This is a genomic window from Methylotenera mobilis JLW8, from assembly GCF_000023705.1.
In the GTDB taxonomy this organism is placed as follows: Bacteria; Pseudomonadota; Gammaproteobacteria; order Burkholderiales; family Methylophilaceae; genus Methylotenera; species Methylotenera mobilis.
Map to the genome: position 1 here is coordinate 599,454 of NC_012968.1, position 17,432 is coordinate 616,885.

At 47.8% G+C, this 17,432-nt stretch carries 18 protein-coding genes; 10 read left to right on the forward strand and 8 right to left on the reverse strand.

The window, feature by feature from the left end; translation table 11 throughout:
- Nucleotides 1-106: 106 nt before the first annotated feature.
- The 5 genes from MMOL_RS02865 (at nt 107) to MMOL_RS02885 (ending at nt 2,872) form a co-directional block, all read left to right on the forward strand.
- Nucleotides 107-520, forward strand: a complete 414-nt coding sequence (locus tag MMOL_RS02865; protein WP_015831512.1) for a rhodanese-like domain-containing protein — start codon at nt 107-109, stop codon at nt 518-520.
- A 4-nt stretch (nt 521-524) separates the two neighbouring features.
- Nucleotides 525-779, forward strand: a complete 255-nt coding sequence (gene grxC, locus MMOL_RS02870) for a glutaredoxin 3 (protein WP_015831513.1) — start codon at nt 525-527, stop codon at nt 777-779.
- 162 nt (nt 780-941) lie between these two features.
- Nucleotides 942-1,421 carry a protein-export chaperone SecB gene (secB, locus tag MMOL_RS02875; protein WP_015831514.1) on the forward strand — a complete coding sequence of 160 codons (480 nt, stop codon included), beginning with the start codon at nt 942-944 and terminating at the stop codon, nt 1,419-1,421.
- Between the two features lie 5 nt (nt 1,422-1,426).
- On the forward strand, nt 1,427-1,879 hold the full coding sequence (locus MMOL_RS02880; protein WP_015831515.1) for an SH3 domain-containing protein: 453 nt from the start codon (nt 1,427-1,429) through the stop codon (nt 1,877-1,879).
- Nucleotides 1,880-2,872 (forward strand): NAD(P)H-dependent glycerol-3-phosphate dehydrogenase, encoded by a 993-nt coding sequence (locus MMOL_RS02885; protein ID WP_015831516.1) that lies wholly within the window; start codon nt 1,880-1,882, stop codon nt 2,870-2,872.
- 111 nt (nt 2,873-2,983) lie between these two features.
- Here the strand turns inward: MMOL_RS02885 and trmL are convergent, their stop codons facing one another.
- Both trmL and MMOL_RS02895 read right to left on the reverse strand, forming a co-directional pair.
- Nucleotides 2,984-3,448, reverse strand: coding sequence for a tRNA (uridine(34)/cytosine(34)/5-carboxymethylaminomethyluridine(34)-2'-O)-methyltransferase TrmL (gene trmL / locus MMOL_RS02890; RefSeq protein WP_015831517.1), 465 nt, complete (start codon nt 3,446-3,448; stop codon nt 2,984-2,986).
- 86 nt (nt 3,449-3,534) lie between these two features.
- Nucleotides 3,535-4,218: a ComF family protein gene (locus tag MMOL_RS02895; protein WP_049764465.1), complete on the reverse strand. Its 684-nt coding sequence runs from the start codon at nt 4,216-4,218 to the stop codon at nt 3,535-3,537.
- A gap of 146 nt (nt 4,219-4,364) precedes the next feature.
- Between MMOL_RS02895 and bioB the strand changes: the two genes are divergently transcribed.
- The 5 genes from bioB (at nt 4,365) to bioD (ending at nt 9,066) form a co-directional block, all read left to right on the forward strand.
- Nucleotides 4,365-5,432, forward strand: coding sequence for a biotin synthase BioB (gene bioB, locus MMOL_RS02900; protein WP_015831519.1), 1,068 nt, complete (start codon nt 4,365-4,367; stop codon nt 5,430-5,432).
- 10 nt (nt 5,433-5,442) lie between these two features.
- Nucleotides 5,443-6,606 (forward strand): 8-amino-7-oxononanoate synthase, encoded by a 1,164-nt coding sequence (bioF, locus tag MMOL_RS02905; protein ID WP_015831520.1) that lies wholly within the window; start codon nt 5,443-5,445, stop codon nt 6,604-6,606.
- A complete protein-coding gene (gene bioH, locus MMOL_RS02910) occupies nt 6,603-7,421 on the forward strand; it encodes a pimeloyl-ACP methyl ester esterase BioH (RefSeq protein WP_015831521.1) in 819 nt (272 codons plus the stop codon). Before bioF ends, bioH begins: the two co-directional genes overlap by 4 nt.
- 30 nt (nt 7,422-7,451) lie before the next feature.
- Nucleotides 7,452-8,348: a malonyl-ACP O-methyltransferase BioC gene (bioC, locus tag MMOL_RS02915; protein ID WP_015831522.1), complete on the forward strand. Its 897-nt coding sequence runs from the start codon at nt 7,452-7,454 to the stop codon at nt 8,346-8,348.
- A 64-nt stretch (nt 8,349-8,412) separates the two neighbouring features.
- Nucleotides 8,413-9,066 (forward strand): dethiobiotin synthase, encoded by a 654-nt coding sequence (bioD, locus tag MMOL_RS02920; RefSeq protein ID WP_015831523.1) that lies wholly within the window; start codon nt 8,413-8,415, stop codon nt 9,064-9,066.
- Nucleotides 9,067-9,258: 192 nt separating this feature from the next.
- Here the strand turns inward: bioD and MMOL_RS02925 are convergent, their stop codons facing one another.
- The 6 genes from MMOL_RS02925 to leuS form a co-directional block, all read right to left on the reverse strand.
- Nucleotides 9,259-10,833, reverse strand: coding sequence for a M48 family metalloprotease (locus MMOL_RS02925; protein ID WP_015831524.1), 1,575 nt, complete (start codon nt 10,831-10,833; stop codon nt 9,259-9,261).
- Nucleotides 10,834-10,980: 147 nt separating this feature from the next.
- A complete protein-coding gene (nadD, locus tag MMOL_RS02930) occupies nt 10,981-11,631 on the reverse strand; it encodes a nicotinate-nucleotide adenylyltransferase (protein ID WP_015831525.1) in 651 nt (216 codons plus the stop codon).
- A gap of 167 nt (nt 11,632-11,798) precedes the next feature.
- Nucleotides 11,799-13,055, reverse strand: a complete 1,257-nt coding sequence (locus tag MMOL_RS02935; RefSeq protein WP_015831526.1) for a glutamate-5-semialdehyde dehydrogenase — start codon at nt 13,053-13,055, stop codon at nt 11,799-11,801.
- Nucleotides 13,056-13,154: 99 nt separating this feature from the next.
- Nucleotides 13,155-14,168 carry a DNA polymerase III subunit delta gene (gene holA, locus MMOL_RS02940; RefSeq protein WP_015831527.1) on the reverse strand — a complete coding sequence of 338 codons (1,014 nt, stop codon included), beginning with the start codon at nt 14,166-14,168 and terminating at the stop codon, nt 13,155-13,157.
- A gap of 9 nt (nt 14,169-14,177) precedes the next feature.
- On the reverse strand, nt 14,178-14,687 hold the full coding sequence (locus tag MMOL_RS02945; protein WP_015831528.1) for an LPS-assembly lipoprotein LptE: 510 nt from the start codon (nt 14,685-14,687) through the stop codon (nt 14,178-14,180).
- Between the two features lie 3 nt (nt 14,688-14,690).
- On the reverse strand, nt 14,691-17,132 hold the full coding sequence (leuS, locus tag MMOL_RS02950; RefSeq protein WP_015831529.1) for a leucine--tRNA ligase: 2,442 nt from the start codon (nt 17,130-17,132) through the stop codon (nt 14,691-14,693).
- Between the last annotated feature and the right edge of the window lie 300 nt (nt 17,133-17,432).

Sequence of the window (17,432 nt, forward strand, 5' to 3'; positions counted from 1 at the left end):
TTAGCGCATTTGCACGTAAAATCTGATTATAAATGCGTAAGTGCGGGTACTTGGCTGTGATGAATCATGCTAGCGCCTAGGCGCATAAAATTTTGAAAGGTAAGTTGTGGAGTTTATAAAAGATAATGTCTTGTTAATTGGCTTAGCCTTGGGCTCAGGCATCATGCTGTTGTTTCCGGGTTTTGGTAATAAAGCGAGTGGTGTGCCTAACCTGAACGCCACTGAGGCTGTGGCATTGATTAATCGTAACCACGCTCTGGTAGTTGATGTGCGCGATGACGCAGAGTTTGCGAGTGGCCATATTGTAGATGCGAAACATATTCCGCTAAACCAATTGGAGAGTCGCCTCAAGGAGTTGGCTAAATACAAAGATAAGCCGCTGTTGGTGAATTGCCAGCGCGGTGCGCGTGCAGCAAAAGCATGTGAGATTTTACGTAAAGCAGAGTTCAAACAAGTACACAATCTACAAGGCGGCCTTAGTGCATGGATTGAAGCCAAGCTGCCAGTGGTGAAAGCGTAATCGTATGGCAAATATTCTAATGTACACCTCGGCAGTTTGTCCTTATTGCATCAACGCGGAGCGTTTGTTGGCAAGCAAAGGGGTTACCGAGATCAATAAAGTGCGTATCGATCTGCAGCCTGAGCGCCGCGAGGAGATGATGCAAAAAACCGGTCGCCGTACTGTGCCACAAATCTATATTGATGATCGCCATATTGGCGGCTTTGATGATTTGCGCGCGCTAGATTTGGCCGGCGGGTTAGATCCATTATTAGCATAAGCGCCATTAGGCGGCATCAAGCCGATTAGACTATATATTTGCTGTGTATTTATAGCAGAGCGCAAAATTTAAACTCTGCTAGAATGCCAGCTTAAGTATTAACCAGCTGTAAAAGATTTAATCACGTTTATCAATTTTAATTAATATTTTAAGTAGAAAATTATGGCACAAGAAGATAACAACGTAGCACAAGAACAAGCGCAACAACCAGGCTTTAGCATTGAAAAAATTTACGTGAAAGACGTTTCTTTAGAGATTCCTCATGCACCACAAATTTTCACTGACCGTACCCAGCCACAAGTAAGCATTGAACTAAGCAATCTAGCACAGCAAATTGAAGAGAGCGTATTTGAAGTTGCAATTAAAGTGACTGTGACCTCTAAAATTGCAGAGAAAACTGTGTTCTTGGTAGAAGTGACACAAGCGGGTATTTTCCAAGTGCGCAATGTGCCAGCAGAAAGCATGGAAATGATCGTTGGCATTACTTGCCCTAACATCCTGTTCCCATACCTACGTGAAAGCGTTTCTGACTTAATCGTACGTGCTGGTTTCCAACCGGTATTATTGAATCCAATCAATTTTGAAGCGTTATTTGCACAACAAAAGCAACAAGAAGCTGAGCAAGCAGGTTCTGTGCAATAAGTGTAATGTTTCAATTTCCGAAAATTGCTTTAATTTTCATGCTGATGTGGGTGCCGCTTACGGCATCCGCGTTAGATTTTAGGTCAGTCGCTGTTCCTAAAGCCATCTTGTATGATGCGCCTTCCACCTCATCCAAAAAAGTGTTGCTATTGAGCCAGTCCTACCCAGTAGAAGTGGTGGTCAATCTTGGTGAGTGGCTCAAGGTGCGCGATGCGCAAGGCAGCATGAATTGGGTGGAGGCCAAGCAGCTATCGACCAAGCGTTCAGTGATGGTCACTAAGAACCTCACAGAAATGCGGGTGCGGCCTGATGTGGCTGCCGACTTGGTGGCAACCTTGGAAAAAGATGTAGTGTTAGAACTGATGGAGGCTAAGGCGAATAATGGCTGGCTCAAAGTAAAGCATAGAGACGGCATAACGGGCTACGTTTTAGTTTCATCTACTTGGGGTTTTGATTAAATGGCAAAAATTGCAGTATTGGGCGCAGGCGCATGGGGAACGGCACTGGCGATGAATATCAGTCAGCGTCACCAGGTTGCACTGTGGGCGCGTAATGCCGGCCATGTGTCTGGTATGCGTAAGGCCCGTGCCAACCCTTTGTATCTGGGCGATTTTAAATTCAATGACCAGTTGCAGGTGGAAGATAATTTGCAAACCGCGCTAGAAGGCGCTGACTTGATTTTATCGGTAGTGCCTACCGCTGGTTTTAGAAATATCCTAAAAGATATTAAGCAACTGGGCTGCACTTTGCCCATTATCTGGGCGCACAAGGGCTTGGAGCCACAAACCGCTAAGCTGCCGTATGAAGTGGCCTTAGAGGAGCTGGGTAGTGAGCAGAAATGGGGTGCCCTGTCGGGACCTAGCTTCGCTGCCGAGTTAGTGCGAGGCTTGCCAACTGCAGTGACGTTGGCGGCCAATGATGAAGCATTTGCGAAAGAAGCTGCGCTGTTGCTTCATGGTGCAAATCTGCGCGTGTACGATACGACCGATGTGGTGGGCGTGTCAGTTGGTGGCGCAGTAAAAAACGTGATGGCAATCGCCGCTGGTATCTCCGATGGTATGGGCTTTGGTAATAATGCACGTGCCGCCATGATTACACGTGGCTTGGCTGAAATGACACGTTTTGGCATGGCATTAGGCGCTAAGGTAGAAACCTTTATGGGGCTGGCGGGGGCTGGGGATCTGATCCTCACCTGTACCGGGCAGTATTCTAGAAATAGAGAAGTAGGTCTGCAGCTTGCTAGTGGCAAAAGCCTGGCTGATATTTTGCAAGGCTTAGGTCATGTGGCGGAGGGGGTGAATACCGCCCGCGAAGTGATGCGCCGTGCGGAAACGCTAGGTGTGGATATGCCAATTACGCATGAGGTCAATCAAGCGCTATCGCATGGTAAAAGTGCACAAGATGCGGTGATGGACCTGTTAGGGCGCGAACAAAAGCCTGAAGGCGTGTAAGGTTTGTCGGCAGATTGTGCATACACAATCTGCATGCCCCCATATACTCTGTAATTATTCGTTAAATATTCAACTGCTAGAGAGTTAACGGCTGGTTATTTAGCATTTGCTCTAGCTGCCGCCTTCAAATCCGATTTGTCTCCATGCTTCATAAAGCAATATTGCCGCAGAGTTCGATAAATTCAGACTGCGGCTATTTGGCAACATCGGCAAGCGCACGCGATGTTCTGCAGTAAATTCATTGCGCACTTCTTCAGATAGGCCCCGTGTTTCCGGGCCAAATACAAATGCGTCACCTGCTTTAAATTGAATATGGCTGTGTGTAGTGCTGCCTTTGGTGGTGATCGCAAACAGGCGGTGTCCTGCCAGTGCTGCTTTGCAGTCTTCCCAGTTCTCGTGCACTTTTAAGTTTGCATACTCGTGATAGTCTAGGCCAGCACGTTTCAGCTGCTTATCTTCTAAGCTAAACCCCAGCGGTTTGACCAAATGCAACTGTGCGCCAGTATTGGCGCATAAGCGAATGATATTGCCTGTATTGGGCGGGATTTCAGGCTCAAATAAAACGATGTGAAACATAGTTCAATTAATCTTTCTAAATTCGTGTCGTGCTAACTGCGTATGTATGTAGGCGACCGGCAGTGTGCTTGCTACCAGTGGTGTGCTTATTTGGGCAGTGTTCTTGCCATCACCCAGCATTCTACACGTGCCGCGCCTGCCTGTTTTAATGTTTTGGCGAGTTCGTTTAAGCTGGTGCCGGTGGTCATGACGTCATCAACCACAGCAATGTTTAAATTGTGCAGAGATGGCTGGCAGTGGAATGCGCCACGCATATTGCTGATGCGTTCTTTGAGTTTGAGGCTGGCTTGCGGCGGTGTGTACTTAATGCGCTGACAGCTGCTGTAATCTAGCGGAATGGTAAATGCACGGCTGAAGTGTTTGGCTATTTCTAAAGCTTGATTAAAACCGCGCTCGGTTAAGCGTTTTTCGTGCATGGGCATGGGGATAATCAGGTCAATTGGGTACATGCTTGTGACCTGCGCGCGCTGAGCATCTAGCCATAGCGTAGCGAAAGTGCGTGCCAAATTTAAGCTGGCATTGTACTTGTAGTGCTGTAATAAGCCATCTAACGGGTAGTTGTAAGTAAAGGTGGCTCTCGTTGCATCGAAGCTCGGTGGCTCGCTCAGGCAGCCGCCGCACAAGCCGCCCCCGTAGAGATTGTCATTGATGGCGAGTGCGCATTGCGGGCATTGTGCGGTTTGGTGCCAAGGAAGGTCTGCCATGCAAGGCGCACATAGCCCTAAATCGCCGCCGTGGCGGCTAGTGCAGAGCATGCAGGTTTGCTGCATGGGGATTAATTGCTTAAATTTTAATCTGTTGTTCAAAATTTGCAGCTGGTTTTGTTGACAATGTATAATCGCACTCAAATTCTATCTCAATTTCACAGAGTCACCCGTTTTGTGAATATACTTTGTGCATAAACAAGGAACAAACCATGCTTGAACTATCACCAGATTCAGCGGCAACTACGCCCTGTGCAACCTCTGCTAATGAGGCCATTATTAATACCGATAGCCTAAAAACAGGCTTAAATAAATCATGCGGTACGCATTCTCATGAAGAAAAAACCGTCAATCGTTGGAGCGTAGCTGAGATTGTGGAGCTATTTGAATTACCGTTCAGTGACTTGATGCATCGCGCACAGACTGTGCATCGTGAAAACTTTGATCCGAATGCGGTGCAAGTGAGTACTTTGCTCTCAATTAAAACCGGTGGTTGCTCTGAAGATTGTGGTTACTGCCCACAAGCTGCACGTTACCATACCGATGTGGAAAGTGAGCCGTTAATGGCTCTAGATGACGTGTTAGCCGCTGCGCAAGAAGCAAAAGACAATGGAGCTAGCCGTTTCTGTATGGGTGCTGCATGGCGCGGCCCAAAACAGCGTGATTTAGAGCCTGTACTGAAAATGATTGCAGAAGTGAAAGCCATGGGCTTAGAGACTTGTGCCACTTTGGGTATGTTAAAAGAAGGCCAAGCGGAACAGTTGAAGGATGCTGGTTTAGATTACTACAACCACAATTTGGATACTGCGCCAGAGTTCTATGGTGAAGTGATTACTACACGCACTTATCAAGACCGCTTGGAAACACTAGACCGCGTGCGTAGTGTAGATATTAACGTGTGTAGTGGTGGCATTATCGGGATGGGTGAGTCACGCAATCAACGTGCTGGCTTGCTGGCACAATTAGCGAATATGGAACGCCCACCGGAAAGCGTGCCGATTAACTTATTGACGCAAGTGGAAGGCACGCCGTTACACGGTACGGATGAGCTGGATCCATTAGAGTTTGTACGTACCATCGCCGCAGCCCGTATTACTATGCCAAATAGTTTTGTACGTTTGTCTGCAGGGCGTCAAAGCATGCATGAAGGGATTCAGACGTTGTGCTTCCTGGCGGGAGCCAACAGTATTTTCTACGGTGAGAAGTTACTGACTACTGGTAACCCAGAAGCCGAGACTGATAAACAGTTGTTTGCCAAACTTGGCATTAACAAGATTTAGTCGTTCACCCATGTTAGCTTCTTTACAGCGTGAACTTGATCAGCGTAAAGCCGATGGGCTATTGCGTCAGCGACGTTTGTTGGACTCGCCGCAGGCTGAGCATATTGTGGCGAACCAGCAGCCGTATTTATCTTTTTGCAGCAATGATTACTTGGGCTTGGCGAACCATCCTGATTTGATTGCAGCCATGCAAAAAGCAGCTGGCGACTCAGGTGTAGGTAGTGGCGCCTCTGGCTTGGTCACCGGGCACCACCGTTATCATGATGAGCTAGAGCAGCAACTTGCGCGCTTTGTAGAACTGCCGGCAGCATTGCTGTTTTCTACCGGTTATATGGCCAATATCGGTGTGTTAGGCGCGTTGGTGGGTCGCGGGGATGCGATTTTCGCGGATAAATTGAACCATGCTTGCTTAAATGATGGCGGCTATTTTTCGCATGCGGAGTTTCATCGTTATCCGCACAATGATGTTGCTGCACTAGAAAAGTTATTGCAAGCCAGTACCGCCAAACATAAACTGATTGCAGCAGATGCAGTATTTAGTATGGATGGTGATATTGCACCTATCCCTGAATATCTAGCGCTCTGTGAAAAGTATGATGCATATTTATATATAGACGATGCGCATGGTTTTGGCGTGTTAGGTGAGCACGGCAAAGGCTCGCTAAACCACTTTAAGATTAAATCGCCGCGTATCATTATGATGGCAACCTTAGGCAAAGCTGCGGGTGTGGCTGGTTCGTTTGTAGCGGGCGAGCAAGTGGTGATTGACTATCTGATTCAAAAGGCAAAAAGCTACGTGTATTCGACACCTGCGCCACCAGCCTTATCTGCAACGCTTTCTGCATCGGTTAAGCTGATAGAGCAGGGTGATCATCTACGCGCTAACCTGCAAGCGTTGATTCAGTATCTGAAAGCTAACCTCAAGCTTAACAAGTGGCGCTTAATGGATTCTGATACCACGATTCAGCCCTTGGTTGTCGGCGATAATTTAGAGGCACTGGCGCTAAGTGAGTATTTGCAAACCTGCGGTATTTTGGTGCCGGCGATACGCCCACCCACCGTGCCTGTGGGGACGGCTAGGTTGCGCATCTCCCTATCTGCAACGCACACAATGGACGACATGAAAAAACTGGTTGCTGCAATTCATCAGGCAGAAAGAGAGTTGTGTGCATGATCGCTAATCATCTCCACGTTGAAACCATAGGGGCTGGTCCCAACCTTGTGCTGCTTCACGGATGGGGGATGAATGGCGCGGTGTGGCAGCCTTTAGTTAAAAAACTAAGTAAGCTGTTTACGCTGCATATTGTCGACCTGCCTGGCATGGGCTTAAGCCGCCCGATAGAGCCGTTTCATTTATCTGCAATTGCGGAAAAAGTAGCAGAAGTGCTGCCGGCGCATGCCGATATCGTCGGTTGGTCTTTAGGCGCACAGGTCGCTATGCGCATTGCCTTGGATTACCCAGACTTGGTCAGGCGTTTGGTACTGGTGGGAGCTACGCCTTGTTTTGTAAACAAAAGCTTTGATCAGGAAAGTGTAGAGTACAAATCCACTTGGGATATTGGCATCGAGCCTGAAATATTCGGCAACTTTGCTGATAACCTGAATGAAGATTATCACAAGACCATGACGCAGTTTTTAACTCTGCAATGCATGGGCACGAGCGATGCTAGAAGCACGGTGAAATTGCTGCGTAACAAATTTTCCGAACGCCCGGCACCTACCTCACAAACTTTATACCGCGCGCTTAATATTTTGCTGGAAACCGACTTGCGTGCGGAAATTGAGCATCTAAGAAAACCCACATTGCTGGTACATGGCGACCGCGACAGCTTGGCGCCAGTGCAAGCTGCACATTGGATGATGAAAACCTTACCCGCCGCTTATCTGCGGGTGATGGCTGGCGCATCACATGCCCCATTTTTATCGCATCAGGAACAGTTTATTGATGCGATTGTGCAATTTTTAGAACCTCAACCTTTAAAACCCTAATTAAAAAACTAAAGCGTAGTAAGTAACCTAATGACAGACGATATTTATCGCATAGATAAAGCGCGTGCACGCGCTTCCTTTGGCCGTGCCGCCGACACTTACGATGCTGCTGCAGTGCTGCAAAAACAAGTGCGTGAGGAAATGCTAAACCGTTTGGATCTTGTGAAATTAAACCCACAAGTCATATTGGATGCTGGTTGTGGTACTGGATTAGGCACCCATGCCTTGCAAAAAAAATATTCGAGTGCACAAGTCGTATCATTAGACTTTGCCTATCCGATGCTACAACAAACTCGTAAAACTGCTTCTAGCATGAGTTTGTTACAGCAGCTGAAATCTGTGTTAGGCATAACTAAGCAAAACTTAGTATGTGGCGATATCGAAGCCTTGCCTCTTGCTGACGCCAGCGTGAATATGGTGTGGTCTAACGTTGCTATACAGTGGTGCAATGACTTAGATGCTGCTTTGCAGGAGTTTCACCGCGTATTGCAGTCGGAGGGCTTACTGACATTCAGCACCTTTGGGCCGGACACCTTGCGTGAGCTCAGGGTTGCCACCAGCAGCGCCAGTGGTTACACCAGTATCAGTCGATTTATTGATATGCATGATATTGGCGATGCCTTGGTGCGTGCCGGTTTTAATGCACCGGTGTTAGATGTGGAACGTTTTACGCTGACCTATGACGATGTAAAAAGCGTGATGCGCGACCTGAAAAGCATAGGCGCACACAATGCCACCGATGGCCGTGCCCGCGGTTTGCTAGGTCGTGGCTTCTTTGCCAAGCTTGAATCTGCTTATGAGCAGTTTAGGCAAGACGGTAAGCTACCTGCGACCTTTGAAGTGGTTTACGGACATGCATGGCGCGCGAAAGATAAGGATGTGCTGCCGGATGGTGCCGTGCCTATCCATTTCTCACCTAGAAAATAGGGATATTTCTGAAGTTAGTCACATAAAAATCACTACATAGTAGTTGAACGGGTTTAGCGCAAATATGCAGTCATCTTATTTCATCATCGGTACCGATACCAACGTAGGTAAAACCTATATCGCCAGCGCTTTGATTAAGCACTTTGTGCGTGCTGGCCATCAAACAGTAGGTATGAAGCCGATTGCATCCGGCTGCAATTTAACACCAGATGGCGAGTTGCTGAATGATGATGTGCTGGCATTAAATGCTGCGAGTAATGTGACCGCGCCGCTTGACCTGATTAACCCTTATCGCTTTGCACCTGCGATTGCGCCGCATATCGCCGCAGAGCAAGCGGGGCAGCTAGTAGATTGTACGCAGATTGTGCAAGCGTACCGACAACTAGGCACATTAGCTGACGTGGTGATAGTGGAGGGTGCCGGTGGATTTTTGGTCCCATTGAATGAGCAGCAGAGCATTGCTGACTTAGCTGTGATGCTAAATATCCCGGTTATTCTAGTGGTGGGGATGCGCTTGGGCTGCATTAACCATGCCTTGCTCACGGTTGAGGCAATTAAAGCGCGCGGGTTGCACTTGGCGGGCTGGGTGGCTAACTTGGTGGAGCCGGATATGCCGGTATTTGCAGAAAACCTCGCTAGCTTGCAGCAACGCATTGCTGCGCCATGCCTAAGTGTCGTGGGCTGGCAACAGGAAGCCAGTTTTAATATTGCTAACTAATGCTGCTTAGCCCCGTATTGCTTAATAAAACGAGCTAGTCTCTTGTAGGTATTTTTGTCGCAAAATTGCAGGCAGCTTGGCTAGGGGCCGGTAACTGGTTTAGCGATTCAATCACGAATTTCAAGCACACATCGTCTTCTAGGCAGTTCTTTTATTAAGTCGTTCTGTCCACAAACTTTACGCGCTTATGCTTTATTGCGCTAATTCCGCTGTTTCTACTACCACTTTGTACAGGTTAGCTTCCTGCGGCGTGGCAACGTGCTCTCCTACCGCTACCTGATTACGTTTTCCCGGGGCGACGCCGCTGATAAGGAGTGGCTGGCTTTGTGCGATAGCGCGACCAGCTGCGTTATATTTAATCACACGCACCTGTACGCTACGTAACTGTACTGGCGTGTCATTTTGTACGATGGCAAATAAGTTGCCGTAATTATCGTGCTGTATGCCAGATTTAATATATTTCGCTGGATTACGTGGTAAATCAATATGTACAGCTCTAGCAATGGCATCTTTGCCGATATCTGAGTTAGAGCTAGCGGCAACTTGGTAGTGCTGCAGCGCAATATCAGTCTGACCACGCTCTTCTGCGATTTGACCTAATAATGCATGCCCAGGCGCGGTGGGTAGTAATTCATTCGCACGTTTTAAGTAAGGCTCAGCTTCTGCTTTTTTACCCATATTAAATAGTGCAACACCACTTTGAATATGTGGTTTAAAGTAATCTGGCTGCATTTTGATGGCTTTTGCATACAGTTTTAATGCATCTTGTGGCTTTTTCTCGGTCAGTGCAATGTCGCCTAATAGCTCTTGAAAACGCGCTTCGCGCGGCTCGCCAGCAATGGCTTGATTTACCAAGGATTTTGCTTTCTCTATATTCTTTTCACTGAGCGCTTTCACAGCATCGTCATAAGCTTTGTACGCACCTTGGGTAGCTCTTAATTTAGCGGTTTTTTGCTTATAAATCTCTTTACCCCAGTCGCCACCTGCACCAATTTGTGCCAGTGTTGCTTTGTTAGCCTCTACCCGAGCTTCTGACGGTGGATGGCTTGCAAACAGGCCATCAATAAAGCTGCTCTTGCGGTCGGCGCTCAGTCTTACAAAGGTTTCCTGTAGTGTCACAGCCGCCGCTGGGTCGTAACCTGCTTTTTTCATGTATTGCATGCCGTATAAATCTGATTCACTTTCGGCATCACGGCCATACTTGCTATTCACCAATTGTGCACCCGCTTGTGCGCCACCTACAATCAGGTTGGCGTAGTCTGTATTTTGTGCGCCTATGCCAACGGCAATCATCGCGCCTTGCAGGAAAATACCGCGCTCCATGCCTTGGGCGCCATGACGTGCGGCTGCATGCACCAGTTCGTGGCCCATCACGGCAGCTAGCTCAGCCTCACTGTTCAGCTCATAGAGTAGGCCGCGGTTAAATGCGATTTTACCGCCCGGCATAGCCCAGGCATTAGGCACAGAGTCGTTGAGGAGGTTAAATTCATATGGCAACTTGCGGTCAGAAACAGCGGCTAATTTATTACCTACACTTTGTATATATGCGGTTAATTCCGGGTCGAGTACATAGTCTCCGCCTTGAGATTGGCGAGTGGGGGCGTAGTTCTGGGTGCCGATAGAAATTTCCTGCGCCTCGGATACAAACTGAAATTCACGTTTCTTGGTGACAGGGTTAACACCACAAGCGTTTACTGCTATGGCTAGCGATAAGGCTAAGCCGAGATTGCGCGTAGTGTAGAAAGTCTGTGGTAACTGTAATTTCATGGTGTGGGCTCGTCTGGTGATACAGGGCAAAAAATTAAAGCATGTGTCTAACTTAAGTGACATTGGATTCAATACGGCAATTAAATATAGCAATGATAGATGTCGTCTATGTGATTGGCATTATAGAATATAGTTTTCTGCGCTATGTTATATGTAAAGCTGATGGGTTTTAATGTAATCAATCACGCTGTCTGGCATCAAGTAACGTGTGGAAGCATGCAGTTTAAATGCCTCGCGTATTGCTGTAGATGAAATATCTAACGCAGTGACTTGGCGCATGGTGATGTAGCCTGCAGGTGTGCTTTGCAGGTCTTCACCGTTTTCTGTGTAATGCGCATGTAGAAAGTCTTCCAGTATTTTTGGTAGCAGATTGCTGGCTTGGTTTTTATTGGTATGTGGGCGCTGCACCAGTGCAATATGGCAATGCTGCATGATTTCCTGCCAGCGGTGCCAGGTGTTGAATTGCGTAAAGGCGTCGCTGCCCATAAACAAGGTCAGGCTGGTACTCTCGCCCAATTCCGCACGCAAGCTCAGTAGTGTGTCTATGGTATAGGAGGTACCAGTGCGGTGCAGCTCACGGGTATCCAGCGTAAAGTGTGAGTTATGGGCAATCGCCAGCTCTACCATCGCCGCGCGATGCTGTGCACTGATAGAGACTGCATTTTTATGCGGTGGGTTAGCCGAAGGAATAAAACGTATGGCATCCATATGCAGTTCATCTGCCAACTCTTGCGCCATGCGTAGATGCCCATAGTGTATGGGGTTAAAAGTGCCGCCAAGTATGCCTATGGTGTTCATTGCATCAACATTCGGGTAGTTAAATCGTGGTAGGCCATAGGCAATGATGGATTGTTGGCAGTGAGTGAGTCAAGCCGAATATTTAGCAACAGGTGTGCATTGCTGCCAAATATCCTTGATGTTTTGGTGACTGATATCCTAAATATGAGTCAGCCTAGCACATGACATTAGGCACGTACATGTCCGTCACCCAATACTACATATTTCAGCGAGGTTAGGCCTTCTAGACCCACAGGGCCGCGTGCGTGCAGCTTGTCGGTAGAGATGCCGATTTCTGCACCAAAGCCGTATTCAAAGCCATCGGCAAAGCGCGTTGATGCATTCACCATCACGCTACTGGAATCAACCTCACGTAAGAAACGGCGCGACTTAGTGTAGTTCTCAGTCACAATCGCTTCGGTATGCTGCGATGAATGCTCGTTAATATGAGCAATCGCTTCATCCAGGCCGCTGACGACTTTGCATGAAATAATGGCCGCAAGATACTCTGTGTAGTAATCCTCTTCAGTCGCTGGTATTGCTTGGCTAACCAGTGCGCAGGTTTCTGCACAGCCGCGAATCTCAATGCCATGTGAGGTGAGCATCGCAGCCAGTTTAGGCAGCATGTCGGCTGCCACTGAGCGTGCAATCAATAATGATTCCGTCGTATTGCAGGTGCCAAGGCGCTGTGTTTTACTGTTTTCCAAGATGCGCAGCGCTTTGGTAAAGTCAGCTTCGTCATCAACATACACATGGCAGTTACCATCCAGGTGCTTAATGACTGGGATGCGTGCATCGTTAGAGATTCGCTCAATCAGTCCTTTACCACCACGTGGCACGATCACGTCCACGTATTGCTTCATGGTGATAAGCTCACCTACTGCCGCACGGTCTGTAGTTTCTACAATCTGTACCGCGGTAGTTGGTAGGTCTGCCGCGGCAAGGCCTTCATGTACCAGTTTGGCCAAGGCCTGATTGCAATGAATCGCCTCGCTACCGCCACGCAGAATCGCAGCATTACCTGATTTAATACATAGGCCGGCCGCATCTACCGTCACATTAGGGCGCGCCTCATAAATAATACCGATTACACCCAGCGGAACGCGCATTTGACCAATTTGAATGCCGCTAGGGCGATATTTGAAGTTGCTCATCTCGCCGATAGGGTCAGCCAGGCTTGCAATCTGGTTGAGGCCTTCGGCCATATTGATGATAGATTTTTCGGTAATGGTGAGTCTATCTAGCATCGCTGGCTCTAGGCCATTGGCTTTTGCAGCTTCCAGGTCCAGCTTGTTGGCAGCAAGTAGTGTGCTTTTTTCACGTAAAATCGCCGCAGCAATAGCGTTGAGCGCGATATTCTTTTGGTTGGTGTCGGCGCTTGCCATTAAGCGCGAAGCCTTGCGTGCTTCTACGCCGATATTTTGCATGTATTGTTGAATATTCATGATTTATTATACTTTTTATTGCGCGGAATAAAAATAAATTTGGCAGCCAACATAGGACGAAATACTGGGAAGTGCTGATGCGTATGTTTGTTTGTGCAGCTAGCGGCCGCGCACTTTAGCCAAGCCAAAGCATAGTCTGGAGATTTCTAGCCAAGCATCGCCTAGCATGACGCCTTTTGCCATCCTATCAATATCGGCGAGCTTTTGCAGGGAGGCATCTAGTTGGCGCAAACTTAAACGCGATAGCGCGCGCTTGACCAGTGCCTGCCTGTCGCCATAGATACGCGCATTAGTCATGGCCGTGGTCAGGTTGGTGCCGCGCATTTCGGCTTGCTTAATACGCACCAATGGACGCAGCACCCACATCAATGGGTTCATAATCGCCACGGCGTTTTCACCCTCATCTTGCAGTCCTTGCAAGATTCTGACGGTACGTTCAGCATCTCCGGCCAGTACCGCCTCACCCAGCTGAAAGGCATCGTAACGGGATACATTGAGTACCGCTTCGCGCACTGCAGCGTCTGAAAGCTCCCCTTGCGGATAGAGTAGGCTTAGTTTCTGTACTTCTTGATTAGCGGCAAGCAGGTTGCCTTCAACCTGATGGGCTAAGAACTCTAGTGTTTGTTGGCTCGTGCGCTGTCCATGCTGGGCCAATCGGCCGGCAATCCATGCGGGTAGGTTGGCTGCGTCCACTTCGTTAATGGTTAATACTTGCGCATGTGCTTCTAAAGCGGCAAACCATGCGCTGTTCTTGGCTTCGCGCTCTAGGGTAGGCAAGATGATAATGACACTGGTGTCAGGTAGCGCTTTGGTAGCCAGTGCTTGGAGTGCTTTGCTGCCGTCTACTCCGGGCTTGCCATTCGGGATATTGAGCTCCAATAACCTGCGGCTGGAGAATAGTGAAATGGATTGCCCAAAATTTTGAATTTGCTGCCAGTTGAAATTGCGCTCAACAATTAAGCTGGTGCGCTCATCAAACCCTTGGATATTGGCCGCTGCACGAATCGCATCTAGGCACTCGCGCTGCGCTAGAGGCTCACTGCCCACTAACACGTAAATGGGCTGTAAACCTTGTTGTAAGTGCGACGCTAATTGGGCTTGGCTTAAGCGCATGCTTGAAAGCTACAGCTGCTCTGGGTTGGTGGCCGATAGTCTGCGTAAAATGGCTCTTACTGATTCTTTACGCATGTCGGCATAGAGGCCGGCCTCTTCTTCCGCTTTACCTAGTAACACTTTATCGTTGTAAGAAAAGTCGCGGCGAATCTGTATGGTTTGCACTTTTCCCCATAATGGCTCTTTCTGAGGACGCGTCCTGAAACTGACTGTGTAGTAGAGTTCAAACTCGCGTACCAAACCGCCGCCACTTAAAGAAAGAATACGCTTTTCAGTGGACTCATTTAGCAGATCTATCAGCATCTCAGCGTCTTCTGCACTCTCTACAATCTTGACGTTATTGGTTTCTAGCATGCGCTTAAGGTCTTTTTTAATACTGAGTGCACTGCCTTGGAAACTTAATGTGGTAAAAGACAAAGGGGCGGAGCCACGCAGTTGAAAGCCGCATGCGGTCAGTAATAGTGCGATTAAAAACAACCAACTTAATTGCCGCGTGAATGTTAAGCTCAGGTATTGCATGGTTTACCCCACAACAATGTTAATCAGTTTATTTGGTACTACAATCACTTTGCGTACGCTCATGTTCTCTTCAATGAATTTTTGTACGCAAGGTTGTTCCAGTGCGAGTTTCTCTAAGTTTTCTTTAGTCTCGGTTTTGGCTGCAGTGATGCTGCCGCGTAGTTTACCGTTCACCTGAATCATATATTCGATACTGTCTTGTACCATTGCTGATGCGTCGGCAGCTGGCCAGCCCGCATCTAAGATGTGGCTATTCGGGCAAAGTTCAGCCCAAAGTGCCTGACAAATATGCGGAACGATTGGCGATAGCAATAGCGCAACATTTTGCAGTACTTCTTGCCTTACTTGGCGTGAAATGTCATCAGTGCCTTCAACTTTACCTAAACTATTCATCAACTCCATTACTGATGAAATAGCGGTATTAAAACTGTGGCGACGACCATAGTCATCAGCAACTTTTTCAATGGTGAGGTGAAGTTGACGACGTAATGTTTTAAGCTCAGCGTTTAGTTCGCCAGATACGTAGGCTGTCGTTGCACCTAGTGCAACATGGTCGTAGGTGGCTTGCCACAATCTACGTAAAAAGCGATGTGCACCTTGTACGCCGCTGTCTGCCCATTCCAAGCTTTGCTCTGGTGGCGCTGCAAACATCATAAATAAGCGTGCCGTGTCAGCACCGTAAGTATCAATCAACTCTTGCGGATCTACCGTGTTACCTTTTGATTTACTCATTTTGGTGCCTTCTTTCAGCACCATGCCTTGTGTGAGCAGATTGGTAAATGGCTCATCGTTTTTAATCAGGCCAACATCGCGCATCAGTTTGTTAAAGAAGCGCGCGTATAACAGATGTAAAATCGCATGCTCAATACCACCTACATATTGGTCAACAGGCAACCAGTAGTTCGCACGCTCATCTGCCATTGCGTTGTTGCTATCAAAGCTGGCATAACGTGCAAAATACCAAGATGACTCAAAGAAAGTGTCTAAGGTATCGGTTTCGCGTGTGGCTTTGCCGTGGCAAGTTGGGCAGGTAGTTTCGTAGAAGCTCGGGTCTTTTTTAATCGGTGAGCCTACGCCATCCATCACTACATCTTCAGGCAATACCACAGGTAATTGTTCCGCAGGGACTGGCACTTCGCCGCAAGTTGCACAATGTACAATTGGAATTGGGCAACCCCAGTAACGTTGACGTGATACGCCCCAATCGCGCAGACGGTATTGAGTGCGGCGTTTGCCTAGGTTTTTAGCGGATAAATCAGCTGCAATTGCGCTGCTTGCACCGTCAAAGTCTAAGCCATTAAATTCTGCTGAATCAAATAAAACGCCATGTTCTGTCATCGGTAACGAGTCAACGTCGCTATGTTTAATCACAGCTTTAATTGGCAAGTTATATTTACCTGCAAACTCAAAGTCACGTTCGTCATGTGCAGGCACAGCCATCACTGCGCCTTCGCCGTAGCTCGCCAATACATAGTTTGCCACCCACACTGGCAATTGCTCACCGTTTAATGGATGCGTAACAAATAAGCCGGTGGCCATACCCTTTTTCTCGGCAGTGGCGATGTCTGCCTCAGCAACGCTGCCGCGCTTACATTCAGCGATAAATTCAGCAAGTGCAGGATTATCCGTTGCGGCTAAAGTTGCCAATGCGTGCTCTGCAGCAACTGCAACATAAGTTGCACCCATTAAGGTGTCTGGGCGGGTGGTGTATACCTTAAGGTTGCCATCCTGACCAACGATAGGGAACTCAACTTCGCAACCATAGCTTTTACCTATCCAGTTACGTTGCATGGTTTTTACTTGCTCAGGCCAGCCTTCCAGCTTGTCTAAGTCATTCAGCAATTCTTCCGCATAGGCGGTGATTTTCATAAAGTACTGTGGAATATCGCGCTTTTCAACTAATGCGCCGCTACGCCAGCCGCGGCCATCAATCACTTGTTCGTTAGCAAGCACAGTGCCATCTACCGGGTCCCAGTTTACGGTAGAGGTTTTCTTATAGATTAAGCCCTTTTTGTATAGCTCAGTGAATAGCCATTGCTCCCATTTGTAATACTCTGGCTTACAGGTGGCAATTTCACGGTTCCAGTCCACGCCTAAGCCTAGCTGTTTAAGCTGGGCTTTCATATGTTCAATATTGCTGTAAGTCCAGGCAGCTGGCGCGGTTTCATTTTTAATGGCTGCATTCTCGGCAGGCAGACCAAATGCGTCCCAACCCATAGGTTGCATCACGTTAAAGCCCTTCATTTTATGAAAGCGGCTTAATACATCACCAATCGTGTAGTTACGTACATGCCCCATATGCAGACGGCCACTCGGGTAGGGGAACATAGACAAGCAATAATATTTGGGTTTGTCTGATTGCTCAGTTGCGGCAAAAGTTTGATTTGCTTCCCAGTAGGATTGTGCGGATTGTTCGATGTCTTTGAATGGATATTGCTGATGCATGTGAGTAGCTTAAGAGTTAATTTTTAGATTGTAGGATTATACATTGTAAGCGGAACCTAAGTCATTCCAGAACAGGAAGGAGTCTAGGCAATATTGAGTGGTTGATTTTGCTGGTAAAGTGAATTATTTGAAGCAGTTAAGTTGGTTGTGGTTGCCCGACGGCAAGGTACTTTATTTTGCTTGTACAAAATGCGGAAACTCGTGCTTTTAGCACTCAGTCTGCCGCTTGCCGAAACTCCCTATCAAGGCTGTGCTACTCGGCGCGATAGCAAGGGGTGTTGGTTAACTTGTTGATTTGTA

Bases quoted from the DNA above. Each gene is read 5' to 3' on its own strand.
- grxC (WP_015831513.1), top strand. From the start codon at position 525: ATGGCAAATATTCTAATGTACACCTCGGCAGTTTGTCCTTATTGCATC.
- secB (WP_015831514.1), top strand. From the start codon at position 942: ATGGCACAAGAAGATAACAACGTAGCACAAGAACAAGCGCAACAACCA.
- MMOL_RS02880 (WP_015831515.1), top strand. From the start codon at position 1,427: ATGTTTCAATTTCCGAAAATTGCTTTAATTTTCATGCTGATGTGGGTG.
- MMOL_RS02885 (WP_015831516.1), top strand. From the start codon at position 1,880: ATGGCAAAAATTGCAGTATTGGGCGCAGGCGCATGGGGAACGGCACTG.
- trmL (WP_015831517.1), bottom strand. From the start codon at position 3,448: ATGTTTCACATCGTTTTATTTGAGCCTGAAATCCCGCCCAATACAGGC.
- MMOL_RS02895 (WP_049764465.1), bottom strand. From the start codon at position 4,218: ATGCAGCAAACCTGCATGCTCTGCACTAGCCGCCACGGCGGCGATTTA.
- bioB (WP_015831519.1), top strand. From the start codon at position 4,365: ATGCTTGAACTATCACCAGATTCAGCGGCAACTACGCCCTGTGCAACC.
- bioF (WP_015831520.1), top strand. From the start codon at position 5,443: ATGTTAGCTTCTTTACAGCGTGAACTTGATCAGCGTAAAGCCGATGGG.
- bioH (WP_015831521.1), top strand. From the start codon at position 6,603: ATGATCGCTAATCATCTCCACGTTGAAACCATAGGGGCTGGTCCCAAC.
- bioC (WP_015831522.1), top strand. From the start codon at position 7,452: ATGACAGACGATATTTATCGCATAGATAAAGCGCGTGCACGCGCTTCC.
- bioD (WP_015831523.1), top strand. From the start codon at position 8,413: ATGCAGTCATCTTATTTCATCATCGGTACCGATACCAACGTAGGTAAA.
- MMOL_RS02925 (WP_015831524.1), bottom strand. From the start codon at position 10,833: ATGAAATTACAGTTACCACAGACTTTCTACACTACGCGCAATCTCGGC.
- nadD (WP_015831525.1), bottom strand. From the start codon at position 11,631: ATGAACACCATAGGCATACTTGGCGGCACTTTTAACCCCATACACTAT.
- MMOL_RS02935 (WP_015831526.1), bottom strand. From the start codon at position 13,055: ATGAATATTCAACAATACATGCAAAATATCGGCGTAGAAGCACGCAAG.
- holA (WP_015831527.1), bottom strand. From the start codon at position 14,168: ATGCGCTTAAGCCAAGCCCAATTAGCGTCGCACTTACAACAAGGTTTA.
- MMOL_RS02945 (WP_015831528.1), bottom strand. From the start codon at position 14,687: ATGCAATACCTGAGCTTAACATTCACGCGGCAATTAAGTTGGTTGTTT.
- leuS (WP_015831529.1), bottom strand. From the start codon at position 17,132: ATGCATCAGCAATATCCATTCAAAGACATCGAACAATCCGCACAATCC.